Origin of the sequence: Shimia ponticola (genome assembly GCF_007995215.1) — a bacterium.
In the GTDB taxonomy this organism is placed as follows: Bacteria; Pseudomonadota; Alphaproteobacteria; order Rhodobacterales; family Rhodobacteraceae; genus Shimia_B; species Shimia_B ponticola.
Window position 1 is genome coordinate 275,484 of the sequence record NZ_VCDK01000002.1, and the last position, 24,803, is coordinate 300,286.

28 protein-coding genes and 1 tRNA gene are annotated in these 24,803 nt (G+C 58.2%); 18 read left to right on the forward strand and 11 right to left on the reverse strand.

Features of this window, described 5'->3' with window-relative positions; genetic code table 11:
• Positions 1-4: 4 nt before the first annotated feature.
• Positions 5-81: transfer RNA gene (locus tag FE702_RS02685), tRNA-Ile, on the reverse strand.
• Positions 82-172: 91 nt separating this feature from the next.
• On the opposite strand from FE702_RS02685, the gene FE702_RS02690 reads away from it, so the two are divergent.
• From FE702_RS02690 to rnd, 4 genes are all read left to right on the forward strand, one after another.
• The gene (locus tag FE702_RS02690; RefSeq protein WP_147124668.1) at positions 173-574 is read left to right on the forward strand and encodes a hypothetical protein; all 402 of its coding nucleotides are present in this window, start codon (positions 173-175) and stop codon (positions 572-574) included.
• 76 nt (positions 575-650) lie between these two features.
• Complete coding sequence (purM, locus tag FE702_RS02695; protein WP_147124669.1) at positions 651-1,694, forward strand: phosphoribosylformylglycinamidine cyclo-ligase; 1,044 nt, start codon at positions 651-653, stop codon at positions 1,692-1,694.
• Positions 1,691-2,296 carry a phosphoribosylglycinamide formyltransferase gene (gene purN / locus FE702_RS02700; protein ID WP_147124670.1) on the forward strand — a complete coding sequence of 202 codons (606 nt, stop codon included), beginning with the start codon at positions 1,691-1,693 and terminating at the stop codon, positions 2,294-2,296. Before purM ends, purN begins: the two co-directional genes overlap by 4 nt.
• 79 nt (positions 2,297-2,375) lie before the next feature.
• Complete coding sequence (gene rnd / locus FE702_RS02705; RefSeq protein ID WP_147124840.1) at positions 2,376-3,530, forward strand: ribonuclease D; 1,155 nt, start codon at positions 2,376-2,378, stop codon at positions 3,528-3,530.
• Here rnd and FE702_RS02710 read toward each other — a convergent pair.
• Complete coding sequence (locus tag FE702_RS02710; RefSeq protein WP_147124671.1) at positions 3,527-3,994, reverse strand: hypothetical protein; 468 nt, start codon at positions 3,992-3,994, stop codon at positions 3,527-3,529. The two genes, rnd and FE702_RS02710, sit on opposite strands and share 4 nt — an antisense overlap.
• 134 nt (positions 3,995-4,128) lie before the next feature.
• On the opposite strand from FE702_RS02710, the gene FE702_RS02715 reads away from it, so the two are divergent.
• Positions 4,129-4,554, forward strand: a complete 426-nt coding sequence (locus tag FE702_RS02715) for a SufE family protein (RefSeq protein WP_147124672.1) — start codon at positions 4,129-4,131, stop codon at positions 4,552-4,554.
• Here FE702_RS02715 and FE702_RS02720 read toward each other — a convergent pair.
• On the reverse strand, positions 4,551-5,186 hold the full coding sequence (locus FE702_RS02720; RefSeq protein WP_147124673.1) for a DUF1638 domain-containing protein: 636 nt from the start codon (positions 5,184-5,186) through the stop codon (positions 4,551-4,553). The genes FE702_RS02715 and FE702_RS02720 overlap by 4 nt on opposite strands.
• Before the next feature lie 108 nt (positions 5,187-5,294).
• On the reverse strand, positions 5,295-5,999 hold the full coding sequence (locus FE702_RS02725) for a corrinoid protein (RefSeq protein ID WP_147124674.1): 705 nt from the start codon (positions 5,997-5,999) through the stop codon (positions 5,295-5,297).
• Positions 6,000-6,204: 205 nt separating this feature from the next.
• On the opposite strand from FE702_RS02725, the gene FE702_RS02730 reads away from it, so the two are divergent.
• Positions 6,205-7,272, forward strand: coding sequence for a PA0069 family radical SAM protein (locus FE702_RS02730; protein ID WP_147124675.1), 1,068 nt, complete (start codon positions 6,205-6,207; stop codon positions 7,270-7,272).
• A 6-nt stretch (positions 7,273-7,278) separates the two neighbouring features.
• Here the strand turns inward: FE702_RS02730 and bmt are convergent, their stop codons facing one another.
• Together bmt and FE702_RS02740 are read right to left on the reverse strand one after the other, a co-directional pair.
• Positions 7,279-8,289: a betaine--homocysteine S-methyltransferase gene (gene bmt, locus FE702_RS02735; RefSeq protein WP_147124676.1), complete on the reverse strand. Its 1,011-nt coding sequence runs from the start codon at positions 8,287-8,289 to the stop codon at positions 7,279-7,281.
• A gap of 97 nt (positions 8,290-8,386) precedes the next feature.
• A complete protein-coding gene (locus tag FE702_RS02740) occupies positions 8,387-8,707 on the reverse strand; it encodes a DUF1476 domain-containing protein (RefSeq protein ID WP_147124677.1) in 321 nt (106 codons plus the stop codon).
• Between the two features lie 133 nt (positions 8,708-8,840).
• On the opposite strand from FE702_RS02740, the gene purC reads away from it, so the two are divergent.
• The 9 genes from purC to denD all read left to right on the forward strand — a co-directional run bounded on the left by purC (position 8,841) and on the right by denD (position 18,968).
• Positions 8,841-9,602, forward strand: a complete 762-nt coding sequence (gene purC, locus FE702_RS02745; protein WP_147124678.1) for a phosphoribosylaminoimidazolesuccinocarboxamide synthase — start codon at positions 8,841-8,843, stop codon at positions 9,600-9,602.
• A 41-nt stretch (positions 9,603-9,643) separates the two neighbouring features.
• Positions 9,644-9,877 carry a phosphoribosylformylglycinamidine synthase subunit PurS gene (gene purS / locus FE702_RS02750; RefSeq protein WP_147124679.1) on the forward strand — a complete coding sequence of 78 codons (234 nt, stop codon included), beginning with the start codon at positions 9,644-9,646 and terminating at the stop codon, positions 9,875-9,877.
• Entirely contained in the window at positions 9,874-10,227 is a 354-nt protein-coding gene (locus FE702_RS02755) for a cupin domain-containing protein (RefSeq protein WP_147124680.1), read from the forward strand. The genes purS and FE702_RS02755 overlap by 4 nt, the downstream gene beginning before the upstream one ends.
• 12 nt (positions 10,228-10,239) lie before the next feature.
• Positions 10,240-10,908 (forward strand): phosphoribosylformylglycinamidine synthase subunit PurQ, encoded by a 669-nt coding sequence (gene purQ, locus FE702_RS02760; RefSeq protein WP_147124681.1) that lies wholly within the window; start codon positions 10,240-10,242, stop codon positions 10,906-10,908.
• 59 nt (positions 10,909-10,967) lie between these two features.
• Positions 10,968-12,767 carry a sensor histidine kinase gene (locus tag FE702_RS02765; RefSeq protein ID WP_147124682.1) on the forward strand — a complete coding sequence of 600 codons (1,800 nt, stop codon included), beginning with the start codon at positions 10,968-10,970 and terminating at the stop codon, positions 12,765-12,767.
• A complete protein-coding gene (locus FE702_RS02770) occupies positions 12,767-14,104 on the forward strand; it encodes a sigma-54-dependent transcriptional regulator (protein WP_147124683.1) in 1,338 nt (445 codons plus the stop codon). The genes FE702_RS02765 and FE702_RS02770 overlap by 1 nt, the downstream gene beginning before the upstream one ends.
• 10 nt (positions 14,105-14,114) lie before the next feature.
• Positions 14,115-14,783, forward strand: a complete 669-nt coding sequence (locus FE702_RS02775) for an HAD family hydrolase (RefSeq protein WP_186826961.1) — start codon at positions 14,115-14,117, stop codon at positions 14,781-14,783.
• A 482-nt stretch (positions 14,784-15,265) separates the two neighbouring features.
• The gene (locus FE702_RS02780; protein WP_147124685.1) at positions 15,266-18,010 is read left to right on the forward strand and encodes an Rne/Rng family ribonuclease; all 2,745 of its coding nucleotides are present in this window, start codon (positions 15,266-15,268) and stop codon (positions 18,008-18,010) included.
• A gap of 1 nt (position 18,011) precedes the next feature.
• The gene (gene denD, locus FE702_RS02785) at positions 18,012-18,968 is read left to right on the forward strand and encodes a D-erythronate dehydrogenase (protein ID WP_147124686.1); all 957 of its coding nucleotides are present in this window, start codon (positions 18,012-18,014) and stop codon (positions 18,966-18,968) included.
• Here the strand turns inward: denD and FE702_RS02790 are convergent.
• Entirely contained in the window at positions 18,965-19,195 is a 231-nt protein-coding gene (locus FE702_RS02790) for a sulfurtransferase TusA family protein (RefSeq protein WP_147124687.1), read from the reverse strand. The two genes, denD and FE702_RS02790, sit on opposite strands and share 4 nt — an antisense overlap.
• Before the next feature lie 94 nt (positions 19,196-19,289).
• Between FE702_RS02790 and FE702_RS02795 the strand changes: the two genes are divergently transcribed.
• From FE702_RS02795 to FE702_RS02805, 3 genes are all read left to right on the forward strand, one after another.
• Positions 19,290-20,042, forward strand: coding sequence for a cytochrome c biogenesis CcdA family protein (locus tag FE702_RS02795; RefSeq protein WP_147124688.1), 753 nt, complete (start codon positions 19,290-19,292; stop codon positions 20,040-20,042).
• A 63-nt stretch (positions 20,043-20,105) separates the two neighbouring features.
• A complete protein-coding gene (locus tag FE702_RS02800) occupies positions 20,106-21,305 on the forward strand; it encodes a hypothetical protein (protein WP_147124689.1) in 1,200 nt (399 codons plus the stop codon).
• Positions 21,302-22,648 (forward strand): cytochrome P450, encoded by a 1,347-nt coding sequence (locus FE702_RS02805; RefSeq protein WP_147124690.1) that lies wholly within the window; start codon positions 21,302-21,304, stop codon positions 22,646-22,648. Before FE702_RS02800 ends, FE702_RS02805 begins: the two co-directional genes overlap by 4 nt.
• Here FE702_RS02805 and FE702_RS02810 read toward each other — a convergent pair.
• The 4 genes from FE702_RS02810 to fumC all read right to left on the reverse strand — a co-directional run bounded on the left by FE702_RS02810 (position 22,639) and on the right by fumC (position 24,743).
• Positions 22,639-22,887 carry a ribbon-helix-helix domain-containing protein gene (locus FE702_RS02810; RefSeq protein WP_147124691.1) on the reverse strand — a complete coding sequence of 83 codons (249 nt, stop codon included), beginning with the start codon at positions 22,885-22,887 and terminating at the stop codon, positions 22,639-22,641. The two genes, FE702_RS02805 and FE702_RS02810, sit on opposite strands and share 10 nt — an antisense overlap.
• 10 nt (positions 22,888-22,897) lie before the next feature.
• Positions 22,898-23,071: a hypothetical protein gene (locus tag FE702_RS18520; protein WP_186826962.1), complete on the reverse strand. Its 174-nt coding sequence runs from the start codon at positions 23,069-23,071 to the stop codon at positions 22,898-22,900.
• Between the two features lie 104 nt (positions 23,072-23,175).
• Positions 23,176-23,358 carry a DUF4169 family protein gene (locus tag FE702_RS02815; RefSeq protein WP_147124692.1) on the reverse strand — a complete coding sequence of 61 codons (183 nt, stop codon included), beginning with the start codon at positions 23,356-23,358 and terminating at the stop codon, positions 23,176-23,178.
• On the reverse strand, positions 23,355-24,743 hold the full coding sequence (fumC, locus tag FE702_RS02820; protein ID WP_147124693.1) for a class II fumarate hydratase: 1,389 nt from the start codon (positions 24,741-24,743) through the stop codon (positions 23,355-23,357). The genes FE702_RS02815 and fumC overlap by 4 nt, the downstream gene beginning before the upstream one ends.
• Between the last annotated feature and the right edge of the window lie 60 nt (positions 24,744-24,803).

Here is a 24,803-nt window from a genome sequence, read left to right on the forward strand (position 1 = left end):
AGTGTGGTAGGCCCGGCAGGACTTGAACCCGCAACCAAAGCGTTATGAGCGCTCTGCTCTAACCAATTGAGCTACAGGCCCACGCTCGATTGGGGTATGCGTTGGTTCAGCGGGGGTCAAGTGGGTCTTGAGCCTCTCGAATCTGTAAGTGCAAACGATCTTGAGAGAGACCATGGGAACGCATTCAGCCCTGATGATCCGCTTTTTCTGGAGGTTGCTGTTTGCCTCTGTCGCCGCGTCCGTTTTGGGGCTGGTTTTCCTGACAGTTTTTTCGGTTCAACCGCCGCCAGTTCTTGTGGCTTTGCCACCAGCCTATGCCGCATGGGACGCGGGACGCCATTACAGGCTGGTTCATGCGGCGGCGCCTGCGCAAAAGAGTGCATGGGTTTTGTCGCTCGTGTTCCTCTTTGTCTATCTCGCGACACTTGTCTTTCTATTTGGCGGCGCGATTGCGGCACAGGGTGGTACCTTGGGGTCCGTTGCTCCGTTTTTGCTTCCAGCGATCCTCTTTGCAGGGCTCTTTCTTTTGCTGATCCGCTTCATGTTTTGGCTGGGCGCGCGCCATGCGGCTTAAGCCGCAGTTGGCATTGGTGCGCACCCCTGCTACTGCCCCGCGCAAGGGATGCCTCGGGGACGAAGGAGACAGGTGAATGACCGGCAAAAACGGCCTGACATACGCGGATGCAGGCGTTGATATCGACGCGGGCAACGCACTTGTCGATCGCATCAAACCCGCTGCTGCGGCGACGAAACGGTCTGGTGTCATGTCGGGTCTCGGTGGCTTTGGCGGCCTCTTTGACCTCAGGGCTGCCGGCTACGAGGATCCAATCCTTGTGGCCGCGACCGACGGTGTTGGCACCAAACTGCGTATTGCAATCGATACCGGTGTCATGACCGGTGTTGGCGTTGATCTTGTAGCGATGTGTGTGAATGACCTGATCTGTCAGGGTGCAGAGCCGCTGTTCTTCCTCGACTACTTTGCCACCGGCAAGCTGGACAATGATCAAGCCGCCACTGTCATCGAAGGGATCGCCGCCGGATGTAAAGGCTCTGGTTGCGCGTTAATCGGCGGCGAAACCGCTGAAATGCCGGGGATGTATCCCGCAGGCGATTTTGATCTTGCGGGCTTTGCCGTTGGCGCGATGGAGCGCGGAGCAGACTTGCCGCGGGACGTGACCGAGGGTGATGTCCTTCTTGGGCTTATGTCTGATGGCGTTCACTCCAACGGCTACTCGCTGGTGCGGCGGATTGTTGAGCTGTCTGGCCTGTCGTGGGATGCGCCTGCGCCATTTGCAGAGACCACCTTGGGCGAAGCGCTTCTGACACCGACACGGCTTTATGTTCAGCCGGCCTTGGCGGCGTTGCGCGCGCATCCGGTTCGCGGCCTGATCCATGTGACGGGCGGTGGTTTGACCGAAAACACACCGCGCGCGTTGCCAGAGGGTCTGGGGGCGGAGATTGATCTCAATGCATGGGATCTGCCGCCGGTCTTTAAATGGTTGGCGGATGCAGGCGGCATTGCCGAAGCCGAAATGTTGAAAACCTTCAACGCCGGGATTGGCATGGTTGTGATCGTGCCCCAGTCCGACGCAGAGGCGACGGCAGCGACGCTGACGCAAGCGGGTGAAACGGTCGTTCAACTGGGCCGAGTCACGGCAGGTGAAGGTGTGCGTTACAGCGGATCGCTCCTTTGACCAAACGGGTTGCGATTTTTCTGTCGGGCGGCGGCTCAAACATGCGGGCGCTGGCGCAGTCCATGGTTGGGGATCACCCGGCGCGCCCTTGCGTGATCGTCTCGAACCAGCCTGACGCAGGCGGCATCGCATGGGCCAAAGAGCAGGGGCTGTCGACCCTTGTGGTCGATCACAAGCCGTTCAAAGGCGACCGCGCTGCATTCGAGGCTGAAATCCAGACGCATCTTGAAGCGCATGCGCCGGATATCATTTGCCTTGCAGGCTTTATGCGGGTTTTGACGCCGGCGTTCGTTCGTCCTTGGGCCGGGCGCATGCTGAATATTCATCCGTCTCTTTTGCCCAAATATCCGGGATTACACACCCATGCGCGCGCGCTTGAGGCCGGAGATATCCAGCATGGTTGCACGGTCCATGAGGTGACCGAGGTGCTGGATGACGGCCCAATTCTCGGACAGGCGAAATTGCAAATCGGCGGTACCGCAACGTCCGATGCGCTTGCGGCGCGGGTGTTGAAGTTAGAACATCAGCTCTACCCGCAAGTGCTGCGCAGGTTCGCGGCAGGGGACCGGACGCCCGTGATGATCCAAGACACACAAGACTAACGGTTTTGTGACACCTATAGACTCTGGCTGCATTCCAGCGCATAGCTCGGCCAACAAGACCAAGAAAGCCTATCTGCGTATGAGAACACTGACGACGACGGAAGAGCTTGCCGCGTTTTGCAAAGAGGCAGGCGAACATCCCTACGTAACAGTGGACACAGAGTTTCTGCGCGAGCGCACCTATTATTCCAAGCTTTGCCTGATACAGATCGCGCACCCCGGTGCCGAGGATGCAGCGGTTCTTGTCGATCCGCTCGCCGATGGGCTCTCTCTCGAACCTCTTTACGATCTTTTTCGGGATACATCCGTCGTTAAGGTGTTTCACGCTGCGCGGCAGGATCTCGAAATTTTTTATTTCGAGGCTGGCGTCTTTCCGCAGCCGCTATTCGACACACAGGTTGCTGCGATGGTGTGTGGCTTCGGGGAGCAGGTCGGCTACGAAACGCTTGTCCGCCGAATTGCAAAAGACAGCGTCGACAAATCGAGCCGGTTTACGGATTGGTCACGTCGTCCTTTGACAGATGCGCAAAAGGCCTATGCCTTGGCGGACGTCACACATCTTCGCCAGATCTACGAATTCCTGGCGAGTGAGTTGGACCGGACCAACCGGACACGCTGGGTGCAGGAAGAGTTGCGTATCCTGACAGACCCCGCCACCTATGAAATCGCGCCTAATGATGCATGGAAACGCGTCAAGACGCGCACCACGTCGGGCAAATTCATGGCTGCGGTCAAAGAGCTGGCCCGGTTTCGTGAGGCCTATGCTCAAACTCGAAATGTACCCCGGTCGCGCGTGTTCAAGGACGATGCGCTAATTGAATTGGCTTCGACCAAACCGCGCAATCCGGGTGATCTGTCTCGCTCGCGGCTTTTGCTGCGTGAGGCCCGCAAGGGCGAAATCGCTCAAGGCATTTTGGATGCCATTTCTGCGGCGTCTGCCTATGGGCCAGAAGATTACCCTGAAGTTGATCGGTCCCGCGACAAATTGCAGGTGAACCCGGCGCTCGCAGACCTTCTTCGCGTTCTTTTGAAAGCCAAGGCGGATCAGTCTGGCGTGGCACAAAAGCTGATCGCGACTGTGGCAGACCTCGACAGCATCGCAGGTGGTGAACGGGACGTTGCGGCGCTCAAAGGCTGGCGTCGGGAAGTCTTCGGCGATGACGCATTGCGTTTGTGCGACGGTGAGGTTGCGTTGGCCGTGCGCGGGTCTAAGGTGACGTTGGTCGCGCTTTAACGTGCGCGTCGAGACAGCGTATTCGTCGCGCTCGACACCTCGATCCGGGTGATCCCTGCAAGATCCCCATTGGACACGAATTCAGCCACACTGACCCTGCTGCCCCCGCCGCCGCCACCGGCAAACGTGCGGATTTCATAGCTGAGGACGCCGCCCGATCGGGCGCGTTGAACCAACTGGGCGCTGAAGGTTCCAGCGTTGCTGGCGACACCGGTAGCCTGAACAATGGCACCGCCGGAGGTTGGGATGACCTCAAGGGACGTGACCTGTTGAACGAGTGCGCGGTTGTCGATGCTGCGAACGACCCGTCGCTCAGGAACGAGCGGCTTAATGTCTGCCGGTGCGACAGGGGCGGTATTGTCGCGGGAAAACCAATTCATCGGATTGATCGGGCTTTCGGCCACGCGTGCGCAGCCGGCTGTCGTTGCCGCAATCAAGGTCAAAGAAATCAAAGCACGTTTCATGCAGTCGTCCCCCACAAGGTGTTCCTAGCGGGTTGATGGGGCGGTGAAAAGTCCCGGCTATGGACCTTTGATTATCAGGCACATATGTCGCTGAGGCATATGCCGCGAGAGGCAACAGAAATCCAAGGACACCCATGGCTCAGGAAAGCTTTGAAGACATCGTCGAAACCTTCGAATTCCTAGACGACTGGGAGGATCGCTATCGTGAAGTGATCGATATGGGCAAAAAGATGGATCCCTTGCCTGATGCCCTAAAGGTGCCAGCGACCAAGGTGGACGGCTGCGCGAGCCAGGTGTGGTTGCATCCGACCATCGAAGGGCAGGGCGCGGACGCACGCCTGAGCTTTGAAGGCGAAAGCGATGCGATGATTGTGCGCGGACTGATTGCTGTCCTTCTTGCACTCTATAACGGGCAATCGGCCAGACAGGTGCTTGAAACGGATGCTTTGAGTGAGCTTGGTCGACTTGGGTTGAATGACCATCTTAGTGCGCAACGATCCAATGGCCTGCGGGCCATGGTCGAACGCATTCGTGAAACCGCTGCCGCACAGGTCGGCTAGGCTGATTGCAAAGCGGTTTCCAGATCGCCGTAACCGGTGAAACGTCGTTCGAACGCCAGCCCTAACCGCGTCGCGCAATCCTGGGCCTTTTCGGTCAGGTCAGGATCATCCGTCTGGGCCTGATACACCAGCTTTTCGTAGTTTCCGAAATACATCGGAAGCAGTTCGGGGTGTTTGTCCAACCCCATCGGCCGCCACACGAAGGCATCGAACTGTTTCACCAGAAAATCGGTCAGGTAGAAGGTCGTGATGTCATCATCGCCTTTGGCCGCAAAGGCGGTATTGCCTTCAAAGAAGCTGTAGCAATGTGGACCCGCGATCATTTCGACGCCCAATTCCCTGCATTTGGTCTCTAACAATCCGCCCGTTCCGCAGTCGGCATAGGCCACGAAAATGCGATCGTATTGGTCGCGATGCTTGTGCACGGCTTCCTCGACGGCTGTGACGATTTGATCGGGATAAAGGTGAAGCTTGGCTGGCAGACAGGTCAGCGTCAGGTGTTGCCAGGCGTTCAGTTTGATCAGAGCGATGATCTCGCGCGCCAGTGCCCCGCAGGCAAGGATCAGAACACGTCCGTCGCCCGCGCGGTCCAGCCCGGTTTCGGTTAGCTCTGTGTCAGAAATCTGTGCCATGTCGCCCTTTGTTGCCCATTGATGCCCTGTGTCGATCAGTGACAAGCGAAAACAAAAATGGCGTCCAGACTGTGCCCGGACGCCATCATAACAATGATCCGCCGTGGATTAACCGGCAGCCATTTGGTTGTGTTTGCGGGCGACGAACTCTTTCGCTGTTTCCACAGCAACGGCTGCGTCGCGGCAATAGGCGTCCGCACCGATGGCCTTGCCGAACTCTTCGTTCAGCGGCGCGCCGCCGACCAGAACGATATAGTCATCACGGATGCCTTTCTCGTTCATGGTGTCGATCACGACCTTCATGTACGGCATCGTGGTCGTTAGCAGGGCCGACATGCCCAGAATGTCTGGCTCTTCGGTTTCCAGCGCTTCGAGATAGTTTTCAACCGGGTTGTTGATCCCAAGATCGACCACCTCAAACCCGGCGCCTTCCATCATCATCGACACAAGGTTCTTACCAATGTCGTGGATGTCGCCTTTGACCGTGCCGATAACCATTTTCCCGACCCGTGGTGCGCCGGTTTCGGCCAAGAGCGGCTTCAGGATGGCCATACCACCTTTCATCGCGTTCGCGGCCAAAAGGACCTCTGGCACAAACAGAATACCGTCGCGGAAGTCATTTCCGACGATGGTCATGCCGCCCACGAGCGCTTCGGTCAGGACCCGGTAAGGCGCCCAGCCGCGTTCTAGCAGGATGTTCACGCCCTCTTCGATTTCCTCCTTGAGGCCATCGTAAAGGTCGTCGAACATCTGTTGGACAAGCTCTTCGTCGTCCAGCTCTGACAGGATGATATCGTCTTCTTCGTCGGACATGGGCTCTGTTCCTTTTTGCAAGCCTCACGCACTCCGCACGCGTCGCGGAGCTTGGTATACCTGCGTGTATGATGCCTTATCGGCTTAAAACGCTGACCCAATAGCGACAAGCACAGAGCCGCAACCGACCGATGCAAATGCAGCATGAAGGTTATGAGTATTGTTTCAGTTGGATATGTTCCTATTTTGTTCTAAAAACTGCGTCATGCCGATTCAGTCAAACAAACCTAGCAGCCGAGGCACAGGGCTGAACCCATCAGGTCGTTTCTCAACGCGAGAGGACAGCGTTTTTGACGATGGTTGGGGCTTTGAAGAGGTGGCGCCAATCCGGACTGAGCTGCGCACCGAAAAAGCGCGCCGCATCATCACGCGAAACACCTCTCCTGATCTCTCGTTTGATCGGTCGGTCAATCCCTATCGCGGGTGTGAGCATGGCTGCATTTATTGTTTTGCGCGGCCCACTCACGCCTATTTGGACCTGTCTCCGGGTTTGGACTTCGAAACAAAGCTGACGGTGAAACCAAACGCGCCGGATCGGCTTGCGCGGGAACTGTCTGCCAAGGGTTACACGCCGGCGCCGATGGCGTTCGGGACCAATACAGACCCTTATCAGCCTGTCGAACTGAAGCAAAACGTCATGCGCCAATGCCTTGATGTTCTGCGGGATTTTCAGCATCCGGTTATGATCACGACGAAAGGGGCGCTAATCGAACGCGACCTTGATATCTTGTCCGATCTTGCGGCGAATTCCCTTGTGTCGGTCGGGATTTCCGTGACGACGCTGGACGCCCGATTGTGCCGCCAAATGGAACCCCGCGCGCCGTCACCCGAACGGCGATTGAAGGCGATTGAACGGCTGGCGGACGCAGGCGTTCCGGTCCGGGTGCTGGCCTCGCCCATGATCCCGGGGCTGACCGATCATGAGTTGGAGGCAATCCTCACGGCTGCGCGGGATGCAGGCGCGAGCGCGTCGTCGTGGGTTTTGTTGCGGCAGCCATTCGAGGTCGCTGAGCTCTTCAGGGATTGGTTGCAGGCTTGTGTGCCCGATCAGGCAAACAAGGTCATGGCGCGCATTCGCGAAAGCCATGGTGGCATGGACTATGACAGTAAGTGGTTCAAACGCATGCGCGGCGAAGGGCTATATGCCAAGATGATTAGCCAACGCTATAAAGTGGCGGTGCGTCGCTTGGGCCTTTCGGAAAGCGGCCCGAACCTGAGAACGGACCTCTTTCATGTGCCGCCACGGGCAGGCGATCAACTGAGCCTGTTTTGATTAGGCCTAGGCAGCGCGGCGGCGGCGTCTGGTGCGCGTCGGCGTTTTGCCTGACGTGCCATCGTCTTCGGACGAAAAGCCACCCAGTGCGGCGGCAATGGCATCAAGCGTGGGCGCGGACCCTTTTGGTGTGGTTTCGAGGGCTGCACGCATTTTTTGCAGGTGGTCCGGTGTCGTGCCGCAGCAGCCGCCAATGATGGACGCGCCGCAGTCTCGGGCAAGAACAGCGTAGTCTGCCATCAACTCAGGCGTGCCGTCATAGTGAATGTGTCCGTTGTGATATTTTGGAATGCCGGCATTGCCCTTGGCGATCAGCGGCAGTGTTGGACCCGCCGACGCAAAGCCCAGCACGGTGCGCAACAGATCGGATGCTCCAACACCACAATTCGCGCCAAAAGCCATCGGTGGATTGGGTAGTTTGTTGACCATTTTGACCATATGAGGGGCCGTCAGCCCCATCATAGTGCGTCCGGCAGTGTCAAAGCTCATCGTGCCGCACCAAGGCATGTCTGCGAGCGCAAAGGCCTCTGCCGCCGCTCTGAATTCCTCCGCGGCAGAAATCGTTTCGACCCACAGCAGGTCAGCGCCGCCTTCTTTGAGGCCCTCTGCCTGTTCGTGGAACATCTCAACAGCGGCCTCGTGGGTCAGTTCGCCCATGGGCTGCATGATTTCGCCTGTCGGTCCGACCGAGCCCGCAACAATCACAGGGCGGTCCGCTGCATCGGCGATCTCACGGCCAAGTTCAGCCGAAATGCGGCTGAGTTCGCGGGCGCGGTCGCCTGCATCATGCAGTTTGAGCCGTGCACGGTTTCCGCCGAAGGAATTTGTCAGGAAGAGATCAGAGCCCGCATCAACGGCACCCTTGTACAGCGCGCGGATCGCATCGGGTTTGGTTTCGTTCCAAAGCTCGGGCGCATCACCGGCCTCAAGGCCCATGTTGAACAGGTTCGTTCCGGTTGCGCCATCGGCCAAAACCCAGCCCTGAGTGTCGAGAAGGGTGTGAAGGATATGGGCCATGGAACGCTCCGCAGAAAACAAAAGGGGCTTCCCACTGGAAGCCCCCGCTGTTTACGCGCGCGCGAAACATGATGCAAATTCAACATTTGCATCAAGATTATGAATCATGCTCACCCATTACTTGAGCTTTGGCCTGGATTGTCAGGTCCGCAACCATTTGGCGAATACCGCCCTCATCGGTCAAATGCCCGATGTCACCGACAAGCTTGCGAATGACGTCTTCGTCACCGGCTTCCTCGAAATCCGACTTGATGACTTCGGTGACATAAGCCGCCATTTCGTCCTCGGACTTTTGCAGCATACCACCAGCCCATTCAGCCAGCATCTTGTTGCGGCGCGCGGCGACTTTGAACGCCATTTCGGCATCGTGGGCGAATTTGGCTTCGAACGCGTCAGCGCGATCTTTCATGTCAGTCATCAGGGACCCTCCTCGTGATATGACAAGATATCAAGATTGCTGCGGCATGATGCAACCCAATCTGCGCAAAATCGCGCGTTGCTGCGCCTGCACCCTTGCCTTAAGAGAAGCCATCGAAATATGGAGGCCCAAAATGGCGCGTCGCAAAAAGGTGTATGAGGGCAAGGCCAAGATTTTGTATGAAGGCCCTGAGCCGGGGACCTTGGTGCAATATTTCAAAGATGATGCCACAGCCTTCAACGCCGAAAAGAAGGACGTGATCGACGGCAAGGGGGTCTTGAACAACCGCCTGTCCGAATTCTTCATGACCGGCCTGAACCAGTTGGGCGTGCCGACCCACTTTATGAAACGCCTGAACATGCGCGAACAACTGATCCGCGCCGTTGAGGTTGTTCCGCTGGAAGTGATCGTGCGCAACTATGCGGCAGGCACTCTTGCGAAACGTCTGGGTCTGGAAGAGGGCACGATGCTGCCACGTCCGATCGTCGAGTTTTGTTACAAGGACGACTCGCTGGGCGATCCTCTTGTCGCGGAGGAGCACATCATCGCATTTGGCTGGGCTTCGCAGCAGGACCTCGACGATATGGTCGCGCTTGCCCTGCGCGTGAACGATTTCATGACGGGCGTGCTCTACGGGGTCGGCATTCGACTGGCTGACTTCAAGATCGAGATCGGGCGTGTCTGGGATGGCGACTTCCAGCGTCTGATCGTGGCCGATGAAATCAGCCCCGACAGCTGCCGCCTGTGGGATATCGAAACGGGTCGCAAGCTGGATAAGGACGTGTTCCGGCGTGATCTCGGCGACTTGGCGGACGCGTATACAGAAGTCGCTCGGCGGTTGGGTGTCCTGCCGTCGAACGCGACGCACCTGCCCAAGCCGACGCTCATCAACTGAGCCGCTGGAATTGAGTATTTTGGAAAGATGAAGAGGACATCATGCGCGCAACGGTGACTGTGATGCTGAAGAACGGCGTTCTTGACCCGCAAGGTGAAGCCGTGAAATCCGCTTTGGGCTCCATGGGTTTTGACGGTGTCGATGGGGTGCGTCAGGGCAAGGTGATCGAGCTTGATCTTGCGGACGGCACGACCGAGGCACAGGTGACCGAGATGTGCGAAAAGCTTCTCGCGAACACCGTCATCGAAAGCTACCGCGTGGAGATGGGCGGGTGAACCAGCCGCTCAGCCGCAGCACCGCGCCCCATTACGTGTGGGGTCAGGGGTGTGATGGCTGGCATCTGGAACAATCCGAGACCCTGTCCGTGATCGAAGAACGTATGCCTCCGGGAAGTCAGGAAGTGCGCCATTCGCATGGGCGGGCGCGGCAGGTCTTTTACACGCTTGAGGGCACTTTGACGCTTGAACTCAGCGGTGTGCCGCTTGAGCTTGGTCCGGGACATAGCCTGTCGATCGCGCCGGGTTGCCCACATCAAGCCATGAATGTTTCGGACAGCGATGTCCGGTTCCTTGTTATCTCAACACCGCCGGCGCAGGGCGACCGGCAGTCTGAACCACCAGTCTAAGAGAGGGTCGTCATGCGCGCTGCTGTCATCGTTTTTCCCGGGTCAAACTGTGACCGCGACATGGCCGTTGCCCTGCGTGCTGTTGGCGCCGATGTCACGATGGTCTGGCACAAGGATGCGGATCTGCCAGACGGTGTCGACCTTGTTGCTGTTCCGGGCGGGTTTTCGTTTGGCGATTACCTGCGCTGCGGAGCAATTGCTGCCCAGTCTGCCGTGACCAAGGCACTTGTGCGCCATGTTGAACGTGGCGGATACGCTTTGGGCGTGTGCAACGGATTTCAGGTTCTGACTGAAGCACAGATCTTGCCGGGTGCGTTGTTGATGAACGCTGGTTTGAAATACGTCTGTAAAACAAGCCCGCTGCGCGTCGAGACTTCTGAGAGCATCTTTACACAGGGCTACAATGCCGGCTCCGAGATTGCGATCCCGATTGCGCATCATGAGGGGAATTACACCGTCGACGACGATACGCTGTCTCGGCTGAAGGGGGATGACCGTGTGGCATTCCGGTATCTCGAAAATCCCAACGGTGCGACCGACGACATCGCAGGGGTTTTGTCCGAAAATCGCCGTGTGCTAGGCATGATGCCACATCCGGAACGTGCCGCTGATCCCGCACTTGGCAATGCGGACGGTGCCGCGTTCTTCCGTGGGATCGCAGAAGCCTTGGTAGCGGCGTAAATCGGCGCAGAAAACCCGAGCCGCTTGAGAAGCCCCCCAAGGCGCAGTACGCCTTGGGTATGAGTGTGGATGTAAACACCAAAGACGTTGACGCGGAGCAGGGCGGTTTTGGCCCGGTTTCGTGGGGTGTGCGCCTTTGGCTGGGTGTGCTTTTGGCGGTCGGATTGACCACGGTCTACCTGACCAACCAATGGCTGACCGAACGGTTCACAGAGACGACGCTGCAACGCGCGCAACTTCGGCTCGCACTCTATAGCGGCAACCTGACCAGCGAATTGCAGCGCGCCTCTATCGTGCCGCAGTTTCTCGCCCGGGACCCGGCGCTGATCGGCGCGTTGAATTCAAATGACTACCTGACAACGTCGCAGCGGCTTTTGAGCTTTGCAGAGGAAACCAATCTGCGTGGGATCATGCTGTTGGATGACGGCGGACGTGTCGTTGCCGCCAGTGAACGGGGTCGCCTAGGCGAGGTGCTGCGCAACGACGCCTATTTTGTTGCGGCGCTACGATCGTCGGACACGATTTTCACGACCTTTTCGCGCGATGGACAACCTCTGGATTTTACCTATTCGCGGCGAATTGCCATTGGTCCCGACACGCTGGGCGTGATTGTGGTCGAAGTGGACCTGCGGAAATTTGAACGCTCTTGGTCTGGGATTGCGGATGCCGTTCTGGTGACGAATTCCGAAGGCCAGATCATCCTTGCTACGGAAAGCAGTTGGCGTGGATTGACAGAAGAGCAGGCTTTGCAGCGCCGCTCTGTGCCTTCGGCCATTGAACGGGCGTTGCGTGCCACGGCTGACTGGACCGCTTTGCCGGCAGACGCCTATGTTCAAGGGCGGGCGGTGCTGCGGCAGGAACTACGCGTGCCGTTTCAGGGCTGGCGTATGGTCAGTTTCACCACCTACGCCAGCGTCCGCGAACGCGTGAACACTGTGCTGGCGCTTGAGATCATGGGATTCGCCATCCTGTTTGCACTCAGCTTTTATGGATTGAACCGCCGGACGGCCTCGCGGCTGCGCCTGTTTCAACGCGACGCGGCAGAACTTCGCCAGTTGAACACACGCCTGCAGCGGGAAATCGCCGAACGTCAAAAGGTGGAAAAGACGCTGGAAGTGGCAGAGCAGACCCTCGCGCAGTCATCGAAATTGGCCGCCTTGGGTGAGATGTCAGCGGCGGTCAGTCATGAGCTGAATCAGCCGCTGGCAGCGATGAAAACCTACCTTGCCGGAGCGCGATTGTTGCTTCAGCGCAACCGCTCGGAAGAGGCCCTGTCGTCATTCCAGCGGATCGACGATCTGATCACACGCATGGGAGCGATCACAAAGCAATTGAAGAGTTACGCTCGTAAAGGTGACGATGCCTTCGAACCCTTGGAAATAAAGGGCGCGGTGAACTCAGCTCTTGAAATGATGGAGCCGCAACTGAGGCGCAGAAACGTGCGGATTACCAAGGCTGTTCCATCGCATTCCGTGCGCATTCTGGGTGACCGATTGCGGCTCGAGCAAGTGATTATCAACCTCTTGCGCAATGCTCTGGATGCCACGCAGGGCGTCGACGCGCCAACGATTGAAGTGCTGGTGTCGGTCGGCGAAGACGTGATCCTCACAGTCCGCGACAATGGCGGGGGCATTGAAGACCTCGATGCGTTGTTTGAGCCGTTCTACACCACCAAGGCCCCCGGTGACGGGGTTGGCTTGGGGCTTGCGATCTCATCTGGCATCGTCAACGACTTGGGAGGACGGCTGACCGCGCGCAATACAGAAGACGGCGGGGCTGTATTCGAGGTCAGGCTTCCCATCTATAGCGAGGACAGCCGGGACATGCAGGCAGGCACACCAACGGAGGCGGCGGAGTAATGGCCAAAGCTATGAAAATCGCGATCGTCGATGATGAAAAAGACATGCGCCAATCGATCAGCCAATGGCTGGCATTGAGCGGATTTGATACCGAAACCTTTGCCACGGCAGAGGATGCGCTGAAGCACATGGGCCCCGACTATCCGGGCGTTGTGGTCAGTGACATCAAGATGCCTGGCATGGACGGCATGCAGTTCCTGAAAAAGGTGATGGGTCTCGACAGTGCTTTGCCAGTGATCATGATCACCGGGCATGGCGATGTTCCCATGGCAGTTGAGGCAATGCGCGTAGGTGCCTTTGATTTCTTGGAAAAACCGTTCAATCCGGACCGAATGACCGAATTGGCCAAGAAGGCCACGATCGCGCGGCGCGTCACGCTGGATAACCGAGCCTTGCGCAAAGAATTGTCCGATGGCTCGGCCTTGATGAACAAGTTGATCGGTTCAAGCCCCATCATGGAGCGCTTGAAAGAGGATATTCTCGATCTTGGTCAGGCGGACGGTCATGTCCTGATCGATGGCGAGACCGGGACCGGCAAGACCCTCGTGGCGCATGCGCTGCATGCGGTGGGCGCGCGTGCTACGAAGCGGTTCGTGCTGTGCTCTTGCGCGGCCTATGATGAAGACGAACTGGCGTCGCGGCTCTTTGGCCCGGTTGGCGAAGGGATGGATCAGCCACTGTTGGAATATGCCCGCGGTGGAACGCTCGTTCTTGAGGATATCGAGGCGCTGTCAGCAGCCCTGCAAACCCGTCTGCTGGCAGCCATAGACGCGCAGGGCAGTCCGGCGGAAACGCGCATTGTTGCCATCAGTAACCTGCAAGAGCAGGGTAAGAGTTGCGAAGACGTGCTGCGGCCGGACCTGTTCTATCGCCTCGCAGCGCTGCGGATCACGGTGCCACCCTTGCGACAACGCGGTGAAGATATCCTCGCGCTGTTCACGCGTTTGTCTGAACAGTTTGCAGACGAGTATGGCTGCGAAGCGCCCGAGGTAAGCGCGCAGGAGGCGGCACAATTGCTGCAAGCGCCTTGGCCCGGCAATGTGCGCCAATTGATCAATGTTGCGGAACGTGCGGTTCTACAAAACCGTCGTGGATCGGGAACGATTGCCTCGCTTTTGATGACCGATGCCGAAGACGAGCGGCCCGTCATGACCACCGAAGGCAAACCGCTCAAGGAATATGTCGAGGCGTTTGAAAGGATGCTGATCGACAACACGATGCGCCGCCATAAAGGGTCCATCGCATCGGTCATGGAAGAGCTGTGCCTGCCGCGCCGGACATTGAATGAAAAGATGGCGAAATACGGTCTGCAACGCGCCGATTACCTCGCGCAATAGGGCGGTTTCCATGACAACTCTGGGTGTGCTGTTCGATATGGACGGCCTATTGCTCGATACCGAACGCGTGGGGATGCAGGCGTTCCAAGAGACGGTCGCGCCCCTGGGCATGGGGTCTGTGCAGGCCGAGGCGTTCTATCTGTCATTGGTTGGCGGTACGCGCGGTGGAACCATCGACGCGATTGCCAACACCTTGACCGAACATGACGCAGATGAGGTCTATGAGTCATGGCGTGCCGCTTTCGGCCGGAAATTGAGCGACGGCGTCCCGTTGCGTCCGACAGTGCTCGAAGCTTTGTCACGGTTAGAGGCATCGGGCGTACCCATGGCGGTTGTCACCTCAACGCAAGGGGCGGATGCGCGGCATCATTTGGCCGAAGCTGGGATATTGAGGTTCTTTGTCGGGGTGATCGGTGGCGATGACGTGAAAAATGGCAAACCAGATCCCGAGCCGTATCAGCGCGGCGCGGACCTGTTGTCGATTGCGCCTGAGAAATGTGCGGCCTTTGAGGATAGTGACACTGGCACGCTTGCCGCAGTGACCGCGCGCTGTAGGACGTGGCAAATCCCCGATTTGCGCCCCGCCGGGCGCCCAATTCCAGCAATCGGGCAGGGGATGGCGAGCTCGCTCTTGGACGCTGTGTTCCAATCTGGACTGATTGACGCCAAGGTCTTGTGATCGCCGTTCCACCGCGTGTTAAGCATTTTGGGCATTGTAATTTAATCCATGCGGCCCTTATTGTGACAGTAGGCCCAGCAATATGCCTGTTGGCCTGAATGATTTTCCCACCCTTGCGTGCAGTGGTCACACCAGACCCCGCAACGGTTGGAGCGAGTTAAGCCAGATCGCGGCTTTGCTGTGACGGTTTTGAATACACCGGGGTTCGCCTCGGTCACGAATGGGTGGGGCGTGGAAATCATGCCGCACCGGAGACGAAACGCGATGCAACGCGCGCAGTGCAGCCCCGCCGGACAGCGGGAACGGACGACAACAGGACCCGAGACGTTCAGGCGTTTCTTGCGGCCAGTTGCGTCTAAGCCATCCGCGCGCATCGCTTCTAACAGACATCCACGTGAATTGGGGCCACCTGGGCCTAACCTGTTGCAACCCAACGGACTTTCTCCGGGTGGGCCTGATGCACGTCGGTGCAAGAAGGTTCTATGCCAAAAAAGATGCTTATTGATGCCACCCACGCGGAAGAAACCCGCGTCGTGGTGGTCGACGGCAACAAGGTCGAGGAATTTGACTTTGAAAGCCAAAACAAGCGCCAGCTTGCCGGGAATATCTATCTAGCCAAGGTCACACGGGTCGAACCGTCGCTTCAGGCCGCGTTTGTCGATTATGGCGGCAATCGCCACGGCTTCCTTGCGTTCTCGGAAATCCACCCGGATTACTATCAGATCCCGGTCGCTGACCGCGAAGCGCTCTTGGCCGAGGAAAAGGCCTATGCAGACGCGCAACGCGCCCAAGAGGAGCAGAAAGAAGAGGGTAAGAAATCCTCGCGCTCCCGGTCTCGATCAAAGTCGAAGTCTTCTGCGGCGGCTGCCAAGTCTGATGATCCCAAGGTGACCCAAGAGGTCGCTGATAGCGACACAATCTCGGGCATGGAAACCATCGATGTTCCGGCCGAGGATGAAGCGGAACCGATTGGCCTTGTCGATGCAGACGGTGCTCCAGATGCAGTAGAGGCTGAAGCCGAGAAGGCCGATGAAGCGGCAGAGCCAAAGGTTGCTGAAGAAGCCGCAGACCAGCCTGCAGAGGCAGCTCAAGACGCGTCAGATGCCGCGCCTGAGGCGGAAGAAACCATTTCCGATGCCGAAGAGGCCGAGACTGCGGAAGCCGCAACAAACGACGCAGATGACGAAGACGAAAAACCCTACAGCGCCAGCGACGATGCTGCTGAACGGGACGCATCCATTGAGTCGGTTGCTCAAGAAGACGATCAGGATGAGGTGCGCCCGGTCCGCAAACCGCGCCCGCGCCGCTACAAGATCCAAGAGGTCATCAAGGTCCGCCAAATTCTGTTGGTGCAGGTGGTCAAAGAAGAGCGCGGCAACAAAGGCGCCGCCCTGACGACTTATCTTTCCCTCGCAGGGCGCTACTGCGTCTTGATGCCAAACACCGCCCGCGGTGGCGGGATCAGCCGCAAGATCACCAATGCCTCTGACCGCAAGAAGCTTAAAGAAATCGCAGGGTCAATGGAGGTGCCTGATGGTGCAGGCCTGATCGTGCGGACTGCCGGGGCCAAGCGCACCAAGACCGAGATCAAGCGTGACTACGAATACTTGCAGCGTCTGTGGGAGCAAATCCGCGAACTGACGCTGAAATCCAGTGCGCCTGCCAAGATCTACGAAGAAGGCGACCTGATCAAACGCTCGATCCGTGATCTGTACAACAAGGATATCGACGAGGTTCTGGTCGAAGGGGCCGATGGCTACCGGGTGGCCAAGGACTTCATGAAGATGATCATGCCGTCGCATTCCAAGAATGTGAAACACTACACCGACGGCCTGCCGCTCTTTGCGCGCTATCAGGTCGAGGGGTATTTGGACGGCATGTTCAACCCGACCGTTCAGTTGAAGTCGGGTGGCTATATCGTGATCGGGATCACCGAGGCGCTTGTTGCGATCGACGTGAACTCTGGTCGGGCGACGAAAGAGGGCTCGATCGAAGAGACCGCGACGAAGACCAACCTTGAGGCCGCCGAAGAGGTCGCGCGCCAATTGCGTCTGCGCGATTTGGCAGGGCTGATTGTCATCGACTTCATCGACATGGAAGACCGGCGCAACAACGCCAAGGTCGAGAAGATGTTGAAGGACAAGCTCAAGACCGACCGCGCCCGCATTCAGGTTGGCCGGATCTCTGGCTTTGGCCTTCTCGAGATGTCGCGCCAACGTCTGCGCCCCGGCATGATCGAGGCAACGACGCAGCCATGCCCGTCGTGTCACGGCACCGGCATCGTGCGCTCGGACGACAGCCTTGGCTTGTCGATCCTGCGCGTGCTGGATGAAGAGGGGACACGCCGCCGCTCGAAAGAGGTGCTTGTGAAAGCACCTGTGCAGATCGCTAACTTCCTGATCAACCAGAAGCGTGAGCATTTGGCGCAGATCGAGGCGCGTCATGGTTTGAGCGTGCGCATCGAAGCGGACCCCCAACTGATTTCGCCCGATTACGCGATTGAAAAGTTCAAGACCGCGACCCGCGTTTTGCCGGACGTGCCCGTTGTGACAGGCGATGCGTCCTTGATGGCGGATTACGACGAAGAGGAAGCCGCGACCGAGGCACAGGCATCGGACGAGGCGGAAACCCCTGAGGCAGAAGACGCGCCAGCACCGAAAAAGCGCCGTCGCCGTCGTCGGCGCCGGAAGTCCACTGGCAATGGTGAAAATGCCGATGCGCAAGAGGCATCGCAGTCGACTGACGGTGAGAGCGCCGATGACGCAGCAGCGGATGCAAAGGATGCGTCCGAGGCCACCGAAGCCGACGCTGAAGAGAAGCCAAAGCCCAAAAGCCGGTCTCGTTCTCGATCGCGGTCACGTGGGTCCAAATCCAAAGCAGCGGTCGCTGAGGCGGAGGCCAAGGATGCTGCCGCCGAGGAAACTCCGGAGCCGGAAAGCGCGCCTGAAGTGGCCGCTGATGAACCGGTTGCGAAGGCAGTTGAGCCCGCACAGGACAAAGCTGAGGAAGTTCCCGCTGACGCTGCACCCGAGACTAAGTCAGACGTTGTGGCTGAGGTGAAGGAAGAGAGTTCAGCAAAGGAACCAGCGGCAGCAGAGCCTGTGCCCGCGCTTGAACCCGAGTCGGAATTGGCTGTTGCAGAGGCTGAGGCCCCCGAGCCCGAGGCCCCAAAGGTTGAAGAGCCGCCCAAGCCTAAGCGCAAGGGATGGTGGTCGCTGAGAAGCTAGGATGCGCAGCGGTGTCGTGATCACGGGCGGTGCAGGCTTTCTAGGCCTGCGCCTTGCTCAACATCTTATCCATCATGGTTTGACCCTGCCTGACGGGCACATTGCCGATCCAGATATCACCTTGGTTGATCGCCCGGGCACGCCTGACCCCGGTGTGTCTGGGACACGATTTGTCGTAGCCGATGTGACCGATGCGCGTGAGATGACGAAGATCATCACGTCAAACACAGCCGCCGTTTATCATCTGGCTGCGGTCGTCAGTGGTCAGGCCGAAGCCGAGTTCGAGCTTGGCTATACGGTTAACGTCCAAGGCGCAGAAAATACACTGAATGCCGCCCGTGCCGCTGGACCGGGTGTGCTCTTTGTCACGACATCCTCGCTTGCCGTATTTGGGGCGAACGTTCCTGAGCAGGTCACCGAAGCGACGCCCACACAGCCAAGATCATCCTACGGAATGGCCAAGGCGATGGTCGAACTACTGTGCGCCGATTACAGCCGCCGGGGTTGGGTGGATGCGCGCATTTTGCGCCTGCCGACCATTGTGATCCGGCCGGGTAAGCCAAATGCGGCGGCGTCGTCCTTTGCGTCGTCTATTCTGCGCGAACCGTTGAATGGCGAAACGGCCATTTGTCCGGTCGATCCCTCAACCGCGCTTTGGGTTGCGACACCCCGGACAGCGATCAATTCAATGGTGCATGTCGCGTCCATACCCAATGCGGACTTGCCCGATTTCCCGGTCATCAATGCACCGGGACAAACGATTGAAGTCAAAGACATGATCGCAGGGCTGACAGAAGACCAACAGGCCCTCGTGTCATACGACTATGACGCCACAATCGACCGGATCGTCGGCTCATGGCCTGCCAGGTTTGATACGACACAAGCGAAAGACCTTGGATTTCCCGCAGAGCCTCATGGCGCTGCTGCAATCATTGCTGCGTATAGCCAGACGTTTTAGCCGCCTTTGCGAATGTAGAAGGTCAGGATGCCCGACGCTTCTGCCTGATCCACCAGTTCATGGCCCGCCTCGGCACAGAAATGTGGCACATCGACAATCGCTGCCGGATCATCGGCGTCCATTTTCAAGACCTGACCAGCCGACAAGGGTTCGAGCCGCTTTCGCGCCTTCAGCACGGGCAGGGGGCAGAGCAATCCGATGGCGTCAAGTTCAGCATCATGGGTCATGACCCGTCACATAGGTTGCGCTGTTACAGAGGTCCACAGAGATGTGACAGGATGGTCCGTGACTCTTCCGCGCCGGACAGACTAAGTGAGGCATATGTTCGGACTTGATATCTTTGACGCGGCACTCTTGCCTGCCCTGATGATTGCCTTGTTTGGCGGTTTGATCAGCTTTGCGAGCCCTTGTGTTCTGCCCATTGTCCCGCCGTATCTGGCCTATATGGGCGGGGTCAGCATGGCCGATATGTCAGAAGCACGGACAGCCCGGCGAAAGGCCCTGATTGCCGCGTCGTTCTTTGTGCTGGGACTGTCGACCGTCTTTCTGCTTTTGGGCTTTACGGCTTCGGCCCTTGGGCGGTTTTTCCTGCAGGGGCAGGAATGGTTTGTGATAGGTGCGGGCGTGGTTGTCATGATCTTTGGCGCGCATTTCATTGGTGCGTTCCGGATCGGTTTTTTGGACCGGGAAATGCGCGTGGACGCAGGCGACCGGGGCGGCAGTGCCTTTGGCGCCTATGTCTTGGGGCTGGCCTTTGCATTTGGCTGGACACCCTGTCTGGGGCCAATCCTTGGCGCGATCCTTTCGATTGCTGCGTCCGAGGCCGATGCCGCGCGCGGAACGTTGCTATTGGCGTTCTACGCTTTGGGTCTTGGCGTTCCCTTCATCCTTGTCGCCGCTTTCTTTCCATCGATGACCGGTCTGATGAACTGGATGAAGCGTCACATGGAGCGCATTGAACGCATCATGGGGCTGCTCTTGTGGACCGTTGGTTTGATGATGGTCACGGGCAAATTCACAGACTTCTCGTGGTGGTTGCTTGAACAGTTCCCGGCACTTGCCGTCATCGGCTAAGCCTGTCGTAATCATATTTTTGCCCCTTTCACCAACTACCGTTCACGCGGTAGGAGGTGTGTCATGAGCCAGTTCGAAGTCGCCCGCCGCCGGGTCTTCTATATCCCCGGCTACGATCCGATCCATCCACGCCGGTACAGGGAACTGTACCGAAAGGAAGGTGCGCTTCAGGGGGATATCTCTGGCTATGATGTCGTCCTTTCCCCGAAACAGGGTGGCGGCGCCTATGGCTGGCATGTGGACGCCGACATAGAAGGGGCCGAAGTCGCCGCGGATATTGATGTGTTGGTTTGGTCCGACATTGTGCGCGGGTCCATGGAGACCGGTATCCTCGGCACTTACAAGCAACTGATCGAAACGTCGTATACTTACATCGCTTCAGGCGCATTGCGGCGGCTCATGTGGTTGCGCAAGGGCCCAGTGATCGCCGCCCTCTATCCAATCGTCATGCTGACACTGCAATTGATTCAGGCCTGTTTGGCCGCATGGGGTGTCGGGTATGTCGCCAGCTTTTTCATCGGTGGTTTCGCATGGCTGGCCGTCGGGATCGTGCCGCTGGTGCTGATGTGGTTTCGGTCCAAGGATAATCGGATCTACGCCTATTATCTGATGCATGACTATGCCTATTCGGCACAGTCCAAAGGTGCGAACCCGCCGGAACTGGAAGCGCGAATGGCTGAATTCAGGGATGAAATTGCAGACGCGCTGCATTCTGATGTCGATGAGGTTCTGGTCGTCGGACATTCCTCCGGAGCGCATCTGGGGGTATCGATCCTTGCCGATCTGATCAGGTCCGGAGAGGTCCCTGCAGGTGGGCCAAAGCTTGGGTTCCTGAGCTTGGGTCAGGTCGTTCCGATGATTTCATTTCTGCCAGAGGCACACCGGTTGCGCGGCGACTTGCAGTATCTTTCCGAACGGGATGAACTGACTTGGGTGGATGTCACCGCACCGGGAGATGGCTGCGCCTTTGCGCTATGTGATCCGGTCGCTGTCAGCGGCGTCGCCACGCCTTATAGTCGTTGGCCATTGGTCTTTTCTGCGGCGTTCACGCAGTCTCTGTCGCCGGAGAAATGGCAGCAGATGAAACGCAAGTATTTCCGCCTGCATTTTCAGTACCTTTGCGCATTCGACCGGCCGAAGGACTACGATTACTTCCAGATTACGGCAGGGCCATGGACACTGGCGACACGTTACTATGACCGGCCGCCATCGCGCAGCCGCATTGACGTTCCCGCGTCCAAATACACGTCCATCGCCGCATGATCCCGCCCAAGCCGAACGCCCGCGCCGGTCGCGTCTCGTTGCGTGAATATATGCGGTTGTTCCGGCAGGATATTCTGTCCGCGCAACCTGCGCGGCTTTACCGGGCTTGGATGGCGGAGTTTAAAACACCGTTCTTTCGATCCTATCTGATGAACCAGCCTGAGCTGGTGAAGACCGTGCTTCAGGGACGACCCGCGGACTTTCCCAAATCGACCCGCGTGAGCGAGGGATTGCGTCCATTGCTTGGCAACTCTGTCTTTTTGACCAACGGGGCCGAGTGGGAACGCCAGCGACGTATCATTGATCCGGCTTTCGAAGGTGGCCGGCTTCGCGATACCTATCCAGCCATGTGGGCAGCTGCCGATGCTGCTGTAACACGGATGAAAACGGGCAGGGTCGAGGTGGAAGAGCCTGCCAGTTTTGCCGCGGCAGATGTGATTTTCCGCACGCTGTTTTCATTGCCGATTGAGGATGAAATCGCCGCAGAAGTATTTCGTGAGTTCCGCGCCTATCAAAGGGCCCAACCAGTGGTGAACTTAGCTGCCTTTATCCCTTTGCCGCGCTGGGTTCCGAGACCACACAGGCGCGAGACACGGGCATCTGCTGCAAAGATCAGAGGCCTGATCAGACGCCTCACACAAGGGCGGATGGATCAGATCGATGCCGGTTCAGCGCCAGATGACCTTGCTACCAAGATCATGACGACCCGCGACCCTGAGACAGGTCAAACCTTTGACACCGACGAGATGATTGATCAGGTCGCGATCTTCTTTCTCGCCGGGCATGAGACATCCGCCTCAACGCTCAGTTGGGCACTGTATTTGTTGGCCATGTACCCCGAATGGCAGGACAAGGTCGCCAAAGAGGCCGAGGCCCTGAAGACCGGTGATTTTTCCGAAGTGTCCAAGCTGCGCGTCGCGCGGGATGTGTTTCGCGAGGCGCTACGCCTTTATCCGCCGGTTCCGATGATGGTGCGCGAGACCACGCGTCCTGAGTGCTTTCGCGACAGAAACCTACCTAAGGGATCGCAGGTGGTTCTGAGCCCTTGGCATCTGCATCGGCATGAACGGTTGTGGGACAAGCCAGACGAATTTGATCCTGCCCGCTGGGCGACCGAGAACGGGAAAACCTGTATGCGCGATGCGTTTATCCCGTTTTCTGCCGGCCCGCGGGTGTGTACGGGCGCGGGCTTTGCGATGGTGGAAGGTCCATTGCTATTGGCGAAACTGGTGCAGGCCTACCGTTTTCAAACGATTGCCGATCGCGTGCCTGAACCGGTCGCGCACCTGACCGTGCGTGCCAAGGACGGGATATGGCTGGATGTCTCTGCGCGTCAATCTTGATTTAAGTCGACGACCTCAGCGCGGTGTAGCGCATCTCGTAGGACGTAGAGGCGGATAGCAGACGCGAGGCCGGTATCAAGGTCACGTCCGGCGTCGATTTCAGCGGCCAAGGCGTTGATCGGTTTGCCCTGACGCGTGGCGAGGGCGCGGAAGGCGTCCCAAAACAAATCCTCCAATGACACGCTGGTTCGGTGACCGCGCAGCGTGAGGGATCGTTTCTTGGGGCGTCCATCGGTCATGTTGCGTCCATTATGCCTCTGGCAGGGTCATGATCGGGCGATCAGAGGCCTGTTGCCTGAAATAGGCGGTCATCAGCCGGCCCAACTTGGAATTCGGATCTGCGAGGTTATTGCGCGCTGTTCGCAAGGCACGTTTCTTGCGGCGGCGCTCCCGCTTTTCATCTTCGCTCAAATCCTGACGCATGGCAGCCTCTAAAACTCATTAACGCACCATGCCTAGCGCTTGATCCTGACCAAACTGGGGAAGGCGACGGGCAGTAATATGCCGAATTAGTTCGTAAAATAGGATTAATTGTTTTCAGTTTTGTGCTGATCCACATGCGCCTTCAGGCGTGTGACCGAAGCCTTGTCTGCAGCCTTTTCAGCCTTTGTGCGTCCAAATTTGACAGCGTTTTCAGACGCCCGTGCCGATTTCGCGGCACGAGCTTTGGCCTTGCGGGCCTTGTTCAGGTTGATCGGTGTCCCGCTCACTTGGGTCCAATCATCTTTTCGGGACGCACGACTTCGTCAAACCGCTCGGATGACACAAAGCCGAGGTTCAGCGCCTCTTCCTTGAGGGTCGTGCCGTTCTTGTGCGCGGTCTTGGCGACGGTCGTGGCGTTGTCATAACCGATTTCCGGAGCCAGTGCCGTCACCAGCATCAGGCTTTCCTGCATGATCTTGGCGATGCGGTCTTCGTTGGCCTGAATGCCGACGACACAGTTATCGGTAAATGCCTGCGCGGCGTCGCCCAACAGCTGCATGGATTGCAACACGTTGTAAGCCATCATCGGTTTGTAGACGTTCAGCTCAAAGTGGCCTTGCGACCCCGCAAAACCCACAGCCGCGTCGTTGCCGATCACATGCGCGCAGACCTGTGTCAGCGCCTCACACTGGGTTGGGTTCACTTTGCCGGGCATGATGGAGGAGCCCGGCTCGTTTTCGGGCAGCATCAGCTCACCCAGACCACAGCGGGGGCCGGAGCCGAGCAGGCGGATGTCGTTTGCGATTTTAAAGAGCGCGGAGGCCGTCGCCTTGAGCGCACCAGACATCGCAACCATCGCGTCGTGACCAGCGAGCGCCTCGAATTTGTTCGGGGCGGTGACAAAGGGCAAGCCGGTGATGTCAGCCATGTGGCCTGCCACGGTTTCACCCCAGCCGATTGGCGTGTTCAGGCCAGTCCCGACAGCTGTACCGCCTTGGGCGAGTTCGTAGATGTCGGGAAGCGCAGTTTCGACGCGTTCGATGCTCTTGCGGACCTGATGGGCGTAGCCGCTGAATTCCTGCGCCAGCGTCAGCGGTGTCGCGTCCATTGTGTGTGTACGGCCAATTTTGATGATGCCGTCGAACTCGGCGACCTTGGCTTCGAGCGCCGTCAGCAGATTGCGCAGGCCCGGCAGCGTCACGTCGCGAGCGGTCATTGCCGTGGCAATGTGCATCGCGGTCGGGAAGGTATCGTTTGATGACTGACCCATGTTGCAGTGGTCGTTCGGGTGAACCGGGTCTTTGGAGCCGATCACGCCGCCGAGGATTTCAATCGCTCGGTTCGCGATGACCTCATTTGCGTTCATGTTCGACTGCGTGCCGGAACCGGTCTGCCACACGACGAGAGGGAAGTGATCGTCCAGCTTGCCTTCGACGACCTCATGGGCCGCCTGCTGGATTGCTTCGCCGACACCGTCGAGCTTGCCGCGTTCGGTGTTTGCGCGTGCGCACGCCTCTTTGATCACACCAAGGGCGCGAACAATTGCGACAGGCTGTTTCTCCCATCCGATGGGAAAGTTCATCAGTGACCGCTGTGTCTGCGCGCCCCAATATTTGTCGGTTGGGACCTCAAGCGGGCCAAAGCTGTCGGTTTCGGTGCGGGTTTGTGCCATTGCGGACCTCCGTTCGTTGCAACGGGGCTTACCCGTTGCGGAGCGGTGTCTCAATGCTGT

Coding starts and splice junctions, on each gene's coding strand:
- FE702_RS02765 (WP_147124682.1), top strand. CDS start 10,968: ATGAGTGTGGATGTAAACACCAAAGACGTTGACGCGGAGCAGGGCGGT.
- FE702_RS02740 (WP_147124677.1), bottom strand. CDS start 8,707: ATGACTGACATGAAAGATCGCGCTGACGCGTTCGAAGCCAAATTCGCC.
- FE702_RS02795 (WP_147124688.1), top strand. CDS start 19,290: ATGTTCGGACTTGATATCTTTGACGCGGCACTCTTGCCTGCCCTGATG.
- FE702_RS02710 (WP_147124671.1), bottom strand. CDS start 3,994: ATGAAACGTGCTTTGATTTCTTTGACCTTGATTGCGGCAACGACAGCC.
- FE702_RS02770 (WP_147124683.1), top strand. CDS start 12,767: ATGGCCAAAGCTATGAAAATCGCGATCGTCGATGATGAAAAAGACATG.
- FE702_RS02805 (WP_147124690.1), top strand. CDS start 21,302: ATGATCCCGCCCAAGCCGAACGCCCGCGCCGGTCGCGTCTCGTTGCGT.
- FE702_RS02725 (WP_147124674.1), bottom strand. CDS start 5,999: ATGTCCGACGAAGAAGACGATATCATCCTGTCAGAGCTGGACGACGAA.
- purC (WP_147124678.1), top strand. CDS start 8,841: ATGGCGCGTCGCAAAAAGGTGTATGAGGGCAAGGCCAAGATTTTGTAT.
- purM (WP_147124669.1), top strand. CDS start 651: ATGACCGGCAAAAACGGCCTGACATACGCGGATGCAGGCGTTGATATC.
- FE702_RS02730 (WP_147124675.1), top strand. CDS start 6,205: ATGCCGATTCAGTCAAACAAACCTAGCAGCCGAGGCACAGGGCTGAAC.
- denD (WP_147124686.1), top strand. CDS start 18,012: ATGCGCAGCGGTGTCGTGATCACGGGCGGTGCAGGCTTTCTAGGCCTG.
- FE702_RS18520 (WP_186826962.1), bottom strand. CDS start 23,071: ATGCGTCAGGATTTGAGCGAAGATGAAAAGCGGGAGCGCCGCCGCAAG.
- rnd (WP_147124840.1), top strand. CDS start 2,376: ATGAGAACACTGACGACGACGGAAGAGCTTGCCGCGTTTTGCAAAGAG.
- FE702_RS02780 (WP_147124685.1), top strand. CDS start 15,266: ATGCCAAAAAAGATGCTTATTGATGCCACCCACGCGGAAGAAACCCGC.
- fumC (WP_147124693.1), bottom strand. CDS start 24,743: ATGGCACAAACCCGCACCGAAACCGACAGCTTTGGCCCGCTTGAGGTC.
- purQ (WP_147124681.1), top strand. CDS start 10,240: ATGCGCGCTGCTGTCATCGTTTTTCCCGGGTCAAACTGTGACCGCGAC.
- purS (WP_147124679.1), top strand. CDS start 9,644: ATGCGCGCAACGGTGACTGTGATGCTGAAGAACGGCGTTCTTGACCCG.
- FE702_RS02720 (WP_147124673.1), bottom strand. CDS start 5,186: ATGGCACAGATTTCTGACACAGAGCTAACCGAAACCGGGCTGGACCGC.
- bmt (WP_147124676.1), bottom strand. CDS start 8,289: ATGGCCCATATCCTTCACACCCTTCTCGACACTCAGGGCTGGGTTTTG.
- FE702_RS02690 (WP_147124668.1), top strand. CDS start 173: ATGGGAACGCATTCAGCCCTGATGATCCGCTTTTTCTGGAGGTTGCTG.
- FE702_RS02800 (WP_147124689.1), top strand. CDS start 20,106: ATGAGCCAGTTCGAAGTCGCCCGCCGCCGGGTCTTCTATATCCCCGGC.
- FE702_RS02775 (WP_186826961.1), top strand. CDS start 14,115: ATGACAACTCTGGGTGTGCTGTTCGATATGGACGGCCTATTGCTCGAT.
- FE702_RS02790 (WP_147124687.1), bottom strand. CDS start 19,195: ATGACCCATGATGCTGAACTTGACGCCATCGGATTGCTCTGCCCCCTG.
- FE702_RS02715 (WP_147124672.1), top strand. CDS start 4,129: ATGGCTCAGGAAAGCTTTGAAGACATCGTCGAAACCTTCGAATTCCTA.
- FE702_RS02810 (WP_147124691.1), bottom strand. CDS start 22,887: ATGACCGATGGACGCCCCAAGAAACGATCCCTCACGCTGCGCGGTCAC.